The 12,477-nt window shown below is 29.3% G+C and carries 11 protein-coding genes; 7 read left to right on the top strand and 4 right to left on the bottom strand.

Annotated features, from left to right (window positions below; genetic code table 11):
• Positions 1-6: 6 nt before the first annotated feature.
• Both NHF47_RS09535 and NHF47_RS09530 read right to left on the bottom strand, forming a co-directional pair.
• Positions 7-399, bottom strand: coding sequence for a response regulator (locus tag NHF47_RS09535; RefSeq protein ID WP_252764699.1), 393 nt, complete (start codon positions 397-399; stop codon positions 7-9).
• Positions 396-3,236, bottom strand: a complete 2,841-nt coding sequence (locus tag NHF47_RS09530) for a PAS domain S-box protein (RefSeq protein WP_252764698.1) — start codon at positions 3,234-3,236, stop codon at positions 396-398. The genes NHF47_RS09535 and NHF47_RS09530 overlap by 4 nt, the downstream gene beginning before the upstream one ends.
• Positions 3,237-3,437: 201 nt before the next feature.
• Between NHF47_RS09530 and NHF47_RS09525 the strand changes: the two genes are divergently transcribed.
• From NHF47_RS09525 to NHF47_RS09505, 5 genes are all read left to right on the top strand, one after another.
• A complete protein-coding gene (locus tag NHF47_RS09525) occupies positions 3,438-4,157 on the top strand; it encodes a YebC/PmpR family DNA-binding transcriptional regulator (protein ID WP_252764697.1) in 720 nt (239 codons plus the stop codon).
• 135 nt (positions 4,158-4,292) lie between these two features.
• Entirely contained in the window at positions 4,293-4,946 is a 654-nt protein-coding gene (locus NHF47_RS09520; protein ID WP_252764696.1) for a TetR family transcriptional regulator C-terminal domain-containing protein, read from the top strand.
• A 58-nt stretch (positions 4,947-5,004) separates the two neighbouring features.
• Positions 5,005-6,321 (top strand): AarF/ABC1/UbiB kinase family protein, encoded by a 1,317-nt coding sequence (locus NHF47_RS09515; RefSeq protein ID WP_252764695.1) that lies wholly within the window; start codon positions 5,005-5,007, stop codon positions 6,319-6,321.
• Positions 6,311-6,745 carry a hypothetical protein gene (locus tag NHF47_RS09510; protein ID WP_252764694.1) on the top strand — a complete coding sequence of 145 codons (435 nt, stop codon included), beginning with the start codon at positions 6,311-6,313 and terminating at the stop codon, positions 6,743-6,745. Before NHF47_RS09515 ends, NHF47_RS09510 begins: the two co-directional genes overlap by 11 nt.
• Positions 6,723-7,001, top strand: a complete 279-nt coding sequence (locus NHF47_RS09505; protein ID WP_252764693.1) for a TIGR03643 family protein — start codon at positions 6,723-6,725, stop codon at positions 6,999-7,001. The genes NHF47_RS09510 and NHF47_RS09505 overlap by 23 nt, the downstream gene beginning before the upstream one ends.
• Here the strand turns inward: NHF47_RS09505 and NHF47_RS09500 are convergent, their stop codons facing one another.
• Positions 7,002-7,574, bottom strand: coding sequence for a dual specificity protein phosphatase family protein (locus tag NHF47_RS09500; protein WP_252764692.1), 573 nt, complete (start codon positions 7,572-7,574; stop codon positions 7,002-7,004). It lies immediately after the preceding gene.
• A 1-nt stretch (position 7,575) separates the two neighbouring features.
• A complete protein-coding gene (locus tag NHF47_RS09495) occupies positions 7,576-9,516 on the bottom strand; it encodes an LTA synthase family protein (RefSeq protein WP_252764691.1) in 1,941 nt (646 codons plus the stop codon).
• Positions 9,517-9,850: 334 nt separating this feature from the next.
• Between NHF47_RS09495 and NHF47_RS09490 the strand changes: the two genes are divergently transcribed.
• Positions 9,851-11,626: a long-chain fatty acid--CoA ligase gene (locus NHF47_RS09490; RefSeq protein ID WP_252764690.1), complete on the top strand. Its 1,776-nt coding sequence runs from the start codon at positions 9,851-9,853 to the stop codon at positions 11,624-11,626.
• A 109-nt stretch (positions 11,627-11,735) separates the two neighbouring features.
• Positions 11,736-12,477: DUF4382 domain-containing protein (locus NHF47_RS09485; RefSeq protein WP_252764689.1), on the top strand; the 742-nt coding region annotated here is incomplete at its 3' end.

Raw genomic sequence — 12,477 nt, 5'->3', positions numbered from 1 at the left:
TTTTTATTATATCGCTATTTGTAATAAATCATCATATGAAATCGGCTTTGTTAAATAACCATTAATATTAGGATTGCTATCTACTTTTTCTTTGTCTTCAAATGCTATAGATGAACTAGACATAAAAATTTTGATATTTTTTTGATTCTCTTTTTTTAGAAAAGCTTCAATTTCCGACATAAATTCCCATCCATCCATACGCGGCATTTCAATATCCAGAAGAATAATATCTGGTAACAACGTATTCTCGTTTACTTCATTTTTAAGAGCATTAGAAGCTTCTTCTCCATTTGAAAATGTTTTTACCTCATCAAATAAATCTGATTTGGCAATTAGCTTTTGAATAACAAATTTATAGATGGCATCATCATCAATTATCCATATTGATTTTTTTTTCATAGAATATAGATTTTAAAAGTCGTTCCTTCGTCTAGCTTACTTTCTACAGTAATAGTTCCTCCCATGGCTTCCACTTGATTTTTCGTAATAAACAAACCAATTCCTTTTGAATCTGTATATTTACTAAAAGTCTTATACATCCCAAAGATTTTGTCTTTATTTTTTACTAAATCAATTCCAATTCCATTATCTGAAATTTCAACTACTTTAAACTCATTTTCTAGATAATATCTTATGGTAATAGTTGGCTTACGGTTTGGATGACTATATCGAATAGCATTGGAAAGTATGTTATAAAGAATACTTTCCATATAGGCTGAATTATAATTTACTTCAATATGCGGATTAATTTCATGTATTACACTTACATTTTTCTCTTTAATTAGAGGAGCCAATAATTGTAAAGCTGCTTCTATATAATTTAAAAGATTAATTTTTTCAATAGTCAAACTAATATTCGTTTGAATATTAACCACTTCATTTAAATTAATCATCGTTTCATTTAAGGAACCAGAAACGGTTTTTAACATTCCTAACATTTCTTCTTTTTCCTTTTCATCTTCAGTAATCTCAATTAATCCAATTAAAGAACTTATATTACTGGTATGTGATCTTAAATTATGAGAAACAATATAAGAAAAGTTTAAAAGACGTTTATTTTGTTCAGAAACCAAATTAAAAGAATTGTGTAATTCTTTTTCAATCTCTTTCGTTTTAGTTATATTAATCATAATTCCTCTTAAACTAACTACTTTACCATCCTCAACCACCACATTAATAATGTCACGTAACCAAACTACCGAACCATCTTTAGCAATCATTCGATACTCAAAATCATGATCTAAATTATTTTTTGTTTGCTCGGTACAAAAATGGATGACGCTAGCTCTATCTTCTTCGTAGATATGATTTTTCCAAAAATCTTTTTCCGATAACCATTCTTCATCTGTGTACCCTAAAATATGCTCAACTTTTTTACTAATGAAAGTAAATTCAAAAGTAGCAGCATCACATTCCCAAACAATTCCATCAATTGTATTAATTAAAGAAGCAATACGTTGCTGTGAATTTAATATAATTTGTTCGTTAGACTTTCTATCTGTAATATCTTCAGTAGATACAATAATTCTATTTAGAGAGTCTTCATAACCCCGAATTACATTCCATCTTAAATCGATATATCTTAATTCTCCATTAGCATTTTTAATTATTGTGTCTAGTACAAATTGTTTCTTGTTTTGAGTAATGGCTATTAATTGGTTTTTAAAATCGGCAAAAGCTCTTTTATTAAACAAAGCGGGTTTATAAGAAATAAGTTCTTGAATCGTCTTTACTTGATATAAGTTTAAACACGCTTGATTTACATTATTCAATCGAATTAACGAATAAGCCTCTTCTACCACTTTTTTGTTCTTTTCTAAATAGTTATTCACAAAATCGACATCTTTTCCTAATAATTCTAAATTTTGCAAATACTTTTTTACTTGCGAAAAATTTTCTTCTCTTAAGGGTAAAGGTGAATCTTCGAAAAGACTTTTAAAGTGGTTTTCGCTCTTTTTTATTAATTCTTCCGTTTCTTTTTTAAGGGTTATGTCTTCAACAATCGAAATTAATGTAAAAGTATTTGAATCGTTATCTATTAATAAAGGAGTTACGGTTAGATTCACCCAAACAATTTTTCCTTCATTATCAAAATATCTTTTTTCAAGAGAATATTGTTTGATTATTCTTTTATTTACTTTCTCAAGTAATTCTAGATCTTTAGGTAAGTCATCTGGATGCGTTATTTCTTGAAAGCTCTTTTCTTTCATTTCGCTTTCGGTATACCCCACTATTTTGCAGAACTTATCATTAATTTCAATAAACCTTCCCGTTGCTCCATCAACATTTGCAATCCCTAAAGCAGCTTGTTCAAAAATAGTCTTAAATCGCAATTCACTACTTACTAATTTATTGGCTTGTTCTTTTACCAATTGCTCCAATTGCTCCGGTTTTTTCAATAATAAAATAATAAAAAAAGTAAACGTTAATGCCAGTAAAATACCAAATATAATTTTCAACAAAAACCGGTAAAACAACATTTTTGCTTTCTTATCAAGAATATATAAATTCCAATCACCATCTGGAACAAAACTACTTACATAATTGTCTTTTTTGAAAGAAACTGTTTGAGGTAAAAAATAGACTTCTTCTGAGGTCTTTGGGTTTATCTTAGATAATTGAAAACTGAAGTTCTGACTATTAATCGAATTAATTCCTGAGGTCTCAAGAAGGGTTTCCATCTTAATGATTACAGCTGAAAAACCCCAAAATTTATCTTTTATATATACAGGAAGCCTTCCTACAATACCTTGGCCTCCTTGTTTAAGCTCAAAAGGTCCAGCAAAATACATTTTTTGCGTTTCAATTGACTTTAAAGCTTCTTCTTGTAGATAATCTGATTTTAATATATCCAATCCCGTTGCTTTTTCATTACCCGCTAAAGGATAGGTATATTTAATAATTCCATTGGGAACCATTTGAACCGCATTAATACTGCTATTAGATGCTAATAGCTTTCTTCCTATTACATCAAAATCCTTAGGAATTCCATTATCATCAATTGTTAAAGCTAAAGTTAATGTGGTAGTATAGCAATTTTTGAGGGTTTGATCAATATTTTGAGTAATCGCATGCAATGTATTTGTCATTTCTACTCGTCTATTCTCTTTATCGATTTTATATTGTTGAAAAGCGATATAGGTAAAAATAAGAGATAAACTAATAAAAACGATTAACCCAGAAGCTCTTGGCCTTCTAAAAAACCAATTGATTAAATTGTAAATATTTTTACCCATTCATTTTTTGTTTATAGGAATTATTTCGCAATAGTATAAAATTATTTAAAAAAAATGGATTATTTGCATTTAATCTATTATTGAATTAGAATTACCTTCTTTTAAATTATCTTAAAAATACCTAAACTAGCTTTATTTTTTAACTTATTTTGATATTGACTGTAAAAAAATTATTTTTGCTGCGATTAAAACAATTTAGAAATGGGAAGAGCATTTGAATTTAGAAAAGCACGTAAAATGAAACGTTGGTCAGCAATGGCTAAAACGTTCACACGAATCGGAAAAGATATAGTTATTGCTGTAAAAGAAGGTGGTCCAAATCCTGAAACGAATGCTAGACTAAGAGCTGTAATACAAAATGCTAAGGCTGCAAATATGCCTAAAGATAATGTAGAACGTGCTATCAAAAAAGCATCTGATAAAGATACTGCTAACTATAAAGAAGTATTGTTTGAAGGCTATGCACCACATGGTATTGCCATTTTAATTGAAACAGCAACAGATAACAACAATAGAACTGTAGCAAATATTAGAAGTTATTTCAATAAATGTAATGGGACTATGGGTACTCAAGGTTCTGTTGAATTTATGTTTGACCATACTTGTAATTTTAGAATACCTGCAGAAGGTCAAGATGTAGAAGAACTAGAACTAGAAATGATTGATTTTGGGGTGGAAGAAATTTTTGCAGATGAAGATGGAATTGTTATGTATGCTCCTTTTGAAAGCTTTGGTGCTATCCAAAAAGAATTAGAAAATAGAGGTTTAGAAATTTTATCTTCTGGTTTTGAACGTATTCCTCAAGTTACAAAGGAACTCAACCCTGAACAAGTTGCCGATGTTGAAAAATTATTAGAAAAGATTGAAGAAGATGATGATGTAATGAATGTATATCATACGATGCAAGAAACTATGGAATAATTTTTTTTATTTATAATTTAAAAGCTCAGATTGGAATCTGAGCTTTTTTTATACCATTAAAAATTATATTTTGTTTAACTATTTTTAAAATATACTTAAACAATTATTTCGTATCTTTGAGATAAAATATAAGTAATGGCAAAGAAATTAAATCTCACCAAAGAACGAATTCTTTCTGAATACTCAAAATTTGTATTAACTGAAGGTAAAAAGCCTAATTCTATTTATCAGTTCTGCCAACATCTTAAAGTAGACGAAAGTGAATTTTATCGTTTTTTTACAAACTTTGAACAACTAGAGTCTACTGTTTTTACAACTTTTTTTGAATCTACTGTAGCACTTCTTGAAAATAGCGAAGAATATGTAAATTATAATGCTAAAACAAGATTATTAAGTTTCTATTTTACTTTTTTCGAACAAATGACTGCCAATAGAAGTTTTGTGTTGCATTTGCTTCAAGAAGATAAAAACCAATTAAAAAATCTTAGAAAATTAAATACTCTTAGAATTCAATTTAAAGGTTTTGTAGATAGATTAGAAATAGAAACATTAAAAATACCACAAGAAACTATTGAAAAAATCCAACAAAAAAGTATTTCAGAATTGGCTTGGATTCAATTTTTAATGACTTTAAAGTTTTGGATAGACGACACCTCTCCTTCTTTTGAGAAAACGGATGTATTCATTGAAAAATCAATCCATGCCAGTTTTGACCTTATTGATATGACGCCATTGAAAAATATTATTGATTTCGGAAAATTTCTTTGGAAAGAAAAAGTCTCGATGTAACAACATCTTTTATTTCACTCGTTTAATACTTTTTTAAACGTATCTCAAAATCCTATTTATGAAATCTATTGATAGTATCCCAACTTCCAAAATACAACGTGCCTCAAAATTAATTCAGACCGGAGCAAAAGTAGGCGTGAATTATTTAAAATATTATGGTGACAAACTAACGAAAACAGAAGAAGAAGCTAAAGAAAATTTAAACCTCTCTAATGCAGAAGATATTTATGACAGCTTAAAACAAATGAAAGGAAGTGCTTTAAAAGTGGCACAAATGCTCAGCATGGAAAAAAGTATTTTACCAAGAGCTTATGTAGAAAAGTTTTCATTATCTCAATTTTCTGTACCACCTCTTTCTGCTCCACTAGTCTTAAAAACATTCAAAAAATATTTTGGTAAAAATCCAAACGAAATTTTTGATGAATTTAATTTAGAAGCGATTAATGCTGCCAGTATAGGGCAAGTACACCAAGCCATATTAGAAGATAAAAAATTAGCCGTAAAGATTCAATATCCTGGTGTTGCAGAAAGTATTTCTTCCGACCTAGCTTTAGTTAAACCCATTGCTATCAAAATGTTTAATATTAAAGGAAAAGATTCAGATAAGTATTTCAAAGAAGTGGAAGAAAAACTTATTGAAGAAACCGATTATATTAACGAAGTAACTCAGAGTAAAGAAATAGCAACAGCATGTAACCATTTACCCAATATTCAATTTCCAAATTATTATGAGCAATGGTCATCGGAAAGAATTATTACTATGGATTGGATGATTGGCAAGCATTTATCTGAATTTACAGCTACTAATACCAATATGGAATTAGCAAATACTATTGGACAAGCCTTATGGGATTTTTATATGTACCAAATTCACATACTTAGAAAAGTACATGCCGATCCTCATCCAGGAAATTTTTTGGTATCTGAAGAAGGAAAATTAATTGTTCTCGATTTTGGATGTATGAAAGCGGTTCCTAATGATTTTTATATTCCATATTTTGAATTGGCAAAAAAAGAAAATATTGATAATCCAGTGGTCTTTGAAGAAAAGCTATATCAACTTGAAATTTTAAAACCAGAAGATACTGCAAAAGAGAAAAAATTCTTTTCTGAACTTTTCCATGAAATGTTGAGTCTCTTTACACAGCCGTTTCATCAAGAAACATTTGACTTTGCTGATGAAAGATTTTTTGGCCAAATTGCCGAATTAGGAGAACGTTATTCTAAAAGTACTGAAATAAGAAATATGAATGGAAACAGAGGATCTAAACATTTTATATACATCAATAGAACTTTTTTTGGCCTATATAATTTAATGCATGACATAAAAGCGAGTGCCATTCGAATTAATAATTTTAAGAATTATGTTGTTTAATACCACCTATGTAGATAATGCTATCACAAGAGAAATCAATACCTTATTAGGTAAACCTTACTCTTTTTTAAAAGCAATACAATTAAAAGGAACTGGTTCGCATCGAATGATGATTGAGGAAGTGAGTCCTCATTTCAGGAATGTGTTAAATGCTAATTCGGATATTAATTATGCAAATATTGAACTAAGACCCAAAGGTATTATTTTGCATATTAATAAAGGTTTACAAAATTACTCATGGATCATTCCTTATTTCAAACTTGCACTTTTTCAATCCGAAACTTTAAGTATTCATGCTGATGGGATGTTTATCAAATTTAGAAACAATCAATATGTAAGAAAAAACTACAGTTTTTTAGCAAAAATAGTACGCTTAAAAGAACACTATATTCAGTCCGATTATGGCAAAACATCTAACTCCTGAACAAATCGATCGTATCATAGAAATGGCATGGGAAGACCGTACTCCTTTTGAAGCCATACAATTCCAGTTTGGTATAACCGAAATGGAAACCAAAGCATTAATGCGCAGGGAATTAAAACGTTCCAGCTATGAACTATGGAGAAAAAGAGTCACCTCTCGTAAAACCAAACATCAAAAATTAAGAAATTTTGAAGAAGGAAGATTTAAATGCACCCGACAAAGACAAATCTCAAATAACAAAATCGCAAAAAGATAATTACTTTACACTATCTTTTCTTCTTGTATAATTGTATAAGTAATCTCCTTTGGGCTTCCCTAAATCAAAAGAGCTCCATTTGGTTAAAAAACGAGTACTTTGTCTGGCTTCATTTGGATCCATACCTTCGTATTCAATTCGATAAATAGCAGAATACATTTCCGCTCTACCTACTCCATGATAACAATGAATTAAAACAGGATAGTTATCTGGGTCATCCATAATTTCAAAAAACATCTTTAAGTTATGCTCCTGTGGTACTTGGTCCGAACCATTATTAAAATATTGAACACCATCTAGTTTCGCTATGGCCTCTTTTTCAGCTGTTAGTTCTTCAGGTATTTCTGGATTATTTACATCGTCTCCTGTACCTGGAAAACGTAAATCAACCACACTTTTAATATGATGTTCTTTAATATATTTTGGTAATTCGTCAGGTGGAATAACGCCACTTTTATATACTTTGCCTTCAGTAATCGTTTCAAAATTATGATTAATATGCATATCATAATAGTATTTTCCCCCAAAAATGGCAGCTACTACAATTACTATAATTAGTATTTTCTTTTTCATTTTATTTTTGCGTTGTAAGGTTTTTATCTAAGATTCGATCAAAATAATCTTGAATAAATGCTTTACATTGTAATTCAAGACTATTCATAGTTTCATTTCTTTGATTGATAAGGTTGTTAGATAAAGTTACATCTTCAACCTTATAGAAACCAATAGCATTAGTTCCATCAAACAAACAAATATATCCATCTTTCATAAAATAGTAAATATTAGAATTAAAATTAATTAAATAAGGTTCAATATCGTTTTCCGAGGTTAAAAGACTTCTACCCCAACTTCTAAAAGGTTTATCATAACCTATCATATCCATCAAAGTAGGATAAATATCTATATGTTGTGCGATTTCATTACTTTCTCCTACTAAATCGCTATTGGGTTTATAAATTAAAATAGGAATTGCATTTCGATTCATAATATTATCATAAAAATGCTCTTTATAACTTACTTGGTTACAATGATCTGCAGTAATTATAAAAATAGTATTTGAAAACCAAGGTTCTTTCTTAGCCGATTCGAAAAATTTTTTAAAAGCATAATCGGTGTATCCAACACATTGATGCATTTGCACATTCCCTTTTGGAAACTTTCCTTCAAATTTTTTAGGAATAACATACGGTTCATGAGAAGTAACTGTAAAAACAGTACCAAAGAAAGGTTGCTGTTTCTTACTTAAAGTAGCATTCATAAATTGTAAAAAAGGTTCGTCCCAAATTCCCCAAGAACCATCAAAATCAGCATCATTACCATATTCAGTTTTACCATAATAATGATCAAAACCAAGAATATTACTGTATCCTAAAAAACCCATAGAACCGTTTGGTGCCCCATGAAAAAAGGAAGTGTCATATCCTTTACTATTCAAACAAGAAACCATCGATTCAATTTTCTGTTGTGCAAAAGGAGAAGATGTAAAAGCATCTTTAAACGAAGGTATTCCAGAAATAATGGAAGACATGCCATGAATAGATTTATAACCGTTTGAATATGCATTGGTAAAAATCATACTATGTTTTGCCAAAGAATCTAAGAAAGGCGTATAACTTACATAATCCTTAATTCCTGCATTTTTATTAAAAGCACCAATATATTCTCTCCCCATGCTTTCAGTAATTATGAGAACAATGTTAGGTTTAGAAGGTGAATTAGAATGATAGAATTTAATTGGCTTAAAATTTTCTTCAATCACATTTTGAGCAATGTTAAAGTCTTGTTTTTTGAACGATTTAACTCTAATGGTTCGCAAAAAAGTAAAAGGAGAGTTTAATACTAAATCGGCTTGCTTTATTTTCTTAACATGTCGGTTGGCATCCACTAAATTAATAGGACGCGTACTTTTTTTAAAGTCTCCACGAATACCTCCAACACATAATGTTGTAATAATTAAAACCCCAATTATTGATTTCACAATGTATTTCACTTTTGAATCTTCTCTAAGATTATGCTTAATCTTAACTTTTTTATAGAAGAAAATCCATAATGACGCTATTAGAACATAAAGTATAAAAACATGCCAATACGTAATTAAAAACCTAAAAAGCATACTCACTTTTCCTTCTTCATGTTTAATAATGTCCCATGCCGCCAATGTTAATCTTGAAAAATTATACTTATAATAAATAAAGTCAATAAAATTTAAAGCGTAAAAAACAAGATTTGTGATAAAGTAAAGCCAAAATAAAAAGTTTTGGTAGCCCGCTTTTGTATTCACAAAAAAAGGAAAGATAGATAGTAAAATGAAAAGTCCGTTTATATATAAAATTGCTGTTGTATCAAATGCTAAACCATGATAGGCAATTTTTAAAAATTCCCCAATTGAATCTACTTCGACAATGTTTGCATTATAAATATAAAATAAAATTCGGGCAATAAAGTAAAATAAATAAACTAATCCTACACGATACAATAAAACTTTATATTCTTCTAATCTAAAAAATGACCTCATTAAAATGGAATGTAAATTGACTACAAAAATAATAATATATAACGAAGTTACTTACAATTTAACTTTGTATTTAAAATTTGAAAACAATTTGCTAAACAAAATTAAAAAATTAGTGTTATTGATATTTTACAAAAAAGATGCCTTTTTTTCATTAAAAGGAGCTTTTTTTAGTTTTTTATTTTATAAACCTATTAAAAAATAAAATCATAAAAATATATTATGCATGCATAATATATTAACTATCAAATAATTAATTAAATTAATTAACATATTCATAAATAATTGGTTAATTAATAATAATTTTATAATTTGCATACTATTAAAATATAAATTTATGTCTACCATTACCCGCTTGTTTGATTTCCCATATCATCAATTAGAAAAATATAATTTATCGGATGCCCTTGTAACAAAATATGGCGAAGAATGGATTAAAACTTCAACTCAAGACTATTTAGATAAAGCAAATGCTATTTCTAGAGCATTACTTCGTTTAGGAGTTCAAAAAAATGATAAAATTGCTATTATTTCTTCTAATAATAGAACCGAATGGCATATTTGTGATATCGGGGTTTTACAAACCGGCGCACAAAATGTTCCTATTTATCCAACCATTACTTCTGAGGATTACGAATATATTTTAAACCATTCGGGTTCCTCTTACTGCTTCGTTTCAGATGAAGAGGTCTTTGAAAAAGTTATGGCTATAAAAAATAATGTTGCTACTTTGAAAGAAATTTACTCGTTCAATACTATTTCTGGATGTAAAAACTGGAATGAATTATTGGAACTTGGTAAAGACACTTCAAATCAAGATGTAGTAGAAGATAGAAAAAACAATGTTGAAACTACTGATCTAGCTACGATTATATATACATCAGGAACTACAGGAAGACCTAAAGGCGTAATGTTATCACATCAAAATATCGTTTCGGATGTTTTATTAAGCTCTTCTAGAGTCCCCTTACATTCAGGAAATTCAATAGCATTAAGCTTCTTACCTATCTGTCATATTTTTGAAAGAATGCTTACTTATTTATACCAACATCATGGTATATCTATCTATTTTGCTGAAAGTATTGAAAAAATAAGCGATAATTTAAAAGAGGTAAAGCCTCATGTAATGTCTGTTGTTCCTAGACTTCTTGAAAAAGTATATGATAAAATATATGCCAAAGGAGCTGATCTGACTGGTATTAAGAAAAAACTTTTCTTTTGGGCTTTAGACTTAGGAATGGATTATAAGCCTTATGGAGAAAATGGATTCTTTTATGAATTTAAATTAAAAATTGCTAGAAAACTTATTTTCTCAAAATGGCAAGAAGGTTTAGGAGGTCGCTTAGAATTATTAGTTTGTGGTAGTGCCGCTTTACAGACGCGTTTATCTAAAGTTTTTTGTGCCGCAAACATTCCTGTTATGGAAGGATATGGTTTAACCGAAACCTCACCAGTAATATCTGTTAATGATATGAGAAATAATGGTTTTAGAATTGGAACCGTAGGAAAAGTATTAGAAGGTGTTGAAGTTAAAATTGCAGAAGACGGTGAAATTTTATGCAAAGGACCAAATGTAATGATGGGATACTATAAGGATGAAGAAAAAACAAATGAAGTATTAGAAAATGGTTATTTCCATACGGGAGATATAGGAGAAGTAGATCAAGATGGCTTTTTAAAAATTACGGACCGCAAGAAAGAAATGTTTAAAACATCAGGTGGAAAATATGTAGCTCCTCAAATTTTAGAGAATGCTTTTAAACAATCGCGATTCATCGAACAAATTATGGTTATTGGTGAAGGAGAAAAAATGCCTGCTGCTTTTATTCAACCTAATTTTGAATTCATTAAAGATTGGGCGAATAGAAAAAATATTTCTATTGGTTCTACAGACAAAGAAATTGCTTCTAACGAAAATGTGATTCAAAGAATACAAGAAGAAATCGATCATGCTAATGAAAAATTTGGAAATTGGGAAAAAGTAAAACGTTTCGAATTAACTCCAGATGTATGGTCTATTGAAGGGGGGCATTTAACACCCACTATGAAATTAAAGAGAAAGATTATTATTGAAAAATATAAAGATCTGTATACTAAGATTTACGGAAATTAATTTTTTTCATTCCTTCTTAAAATTATATAAATATTGATAAAAATACTGTAAAACAATTTGTTGCAAATTAATTGAACTTTGTATCATTAACATTTAAAAACAAATTGCAATGAAAAAGATTTTTTTATTATTTACAGCGGTGGCAGCATTATTTTTAACATCTTGTAACGACGACGATTCGAGTGCAAATGCACAATATAGCTACAAAGTAAGAATGACAGATGCTCCTGCACCTTACGATGCTGTATATATTGATGTAAGAGGAGTTGAAGTAATCGGTTCCAATGGAGCTACAATGACATTAGATACAGAAGCACAAGTTTATAACTTATTAGATTTATCTAATGGTGTAAGTATAGAAATAGCTTCTGACATAGTAGAAACTCCAAATGTAAATCAAGTACGATTAATATTAGGTACAAATAATTCAGTAGTTGTTGATGGGCAAACCTATCCTTTGAGTACACCTAGTGCACAACAATCAGGTTTAAAAATCAATGTAAATCAACAATTAGAAGCAAATGTAGCGAACATATTATTAATTGATTTTGATGCACATCAATCTGTTGTTGAAGAAGGAAATGGAACTTACTCATTAAAACCTGTTTTAAGAATGGTTGAGTCAGACATTCAAGGTTCGATAAGTGGTTCTTTATCTGTTACAGCTGTTAATGCAACCATTACGGCCGAATCAAATACAGGTGCAACCTATACAACAGTAGTAAATGAAAATGGTGCTTTTCAATTGGTAGGATTAAGTGCTGGTACATATACAGTTACAATAACTCCTGAATCGCCCTTATTACCTGAAATTATTACAAATGTTCAAGTTACTGCTGGCTCAGAAACTG

It is taken from the genome of Flavobacterium sp. NRK F7 (assembly GCF_024054195.1).
GTDB lineage: Bacteria > Bacteroidota > Bacteroidia > Flavobacteriales > Flavobacteriaceae > Flavobacterium.
Note: the sequence above shows the minus strand (reverse complement) of the source record. Positions and strands in the feature narration are given on the sequence as shown.

What these genes read in the sequence shown, in the direction of transcription:
- NHF47_RS09490 (WP_252764690.1), top strand. Translation starts at nt 9,851, where the DNA reads ATGTCTACCATTACCCGCTTGTTTGATTTCCCATATCATCAATTAGAA.
- NHF47_RS09520 (WP_252764696.1), top strand. Translation starts at nt 4,293, where the DNA reads ATGGCAAAGAAATTAAATCTCACCAAAGAACGAATTCTTTCTGAATAC.
- NHF47_RS09525 (WP_252764697.1), top strand. Translation starts at nt 3,438, where the DNA reads ATGGGAAGAGCATTTGAATTTAGAAAAGCACGTAAAATGAAACGTTGG.
- NHF47_RS09500 (WP_252764692.1), bottom strand. Translation starts at nt 7,574, where the DNA reads ATGAAAAAGAAAATACTAATTATAGTAATTGTAGTAGCTGCCATTTTT.
- NHF47_RS09515 (WP_252764695.1), top strand. Translation starts at nt 5,005, where the DNA reads ATGAAATCTATTGATAGTATCCCAACTTCCAAAATACAACGTGCCTCA.
- NHF47_RS09535 (WP_252764699.1), bottom strand. Translation starts at nt 399, where the DNA reads ATGAAAAAAAAATCAATATGGATAATTGATGATGATGCCATCTATAAA.
- NHF47_RS09510 (WP_252764694.1), top strand. Translation starts at nt 6,311, where the DNA reads ATGTTGTTTAATACCACCTATGTAGATAATGCTATCACAAGAGAAATC.
- NHF47_RS09495 (WP_252764691.1), bottom strand. Translation starts at nt 9,516, where the DNA reads ATGAGGTCATTTTTTAGATTAGAAGAATATAAAGTTTTATTGTATCGT.
- NHF47_RS09505 (WP_252764693.1), top strand. Translation starts at nt 6,723, where the DNA reads ATGGCAAAACATCTAACTCCTGAACAAATCGATCGTATCATAGAAATG.
- NHF47_RS09530 (WP_252764698.1), bottom strand. Translation starts at nt 3,236, where the DNA reads ATGGGTAAAAATATTTACAATTTAATCAATTGGTTTTTTAGAAGGCCA.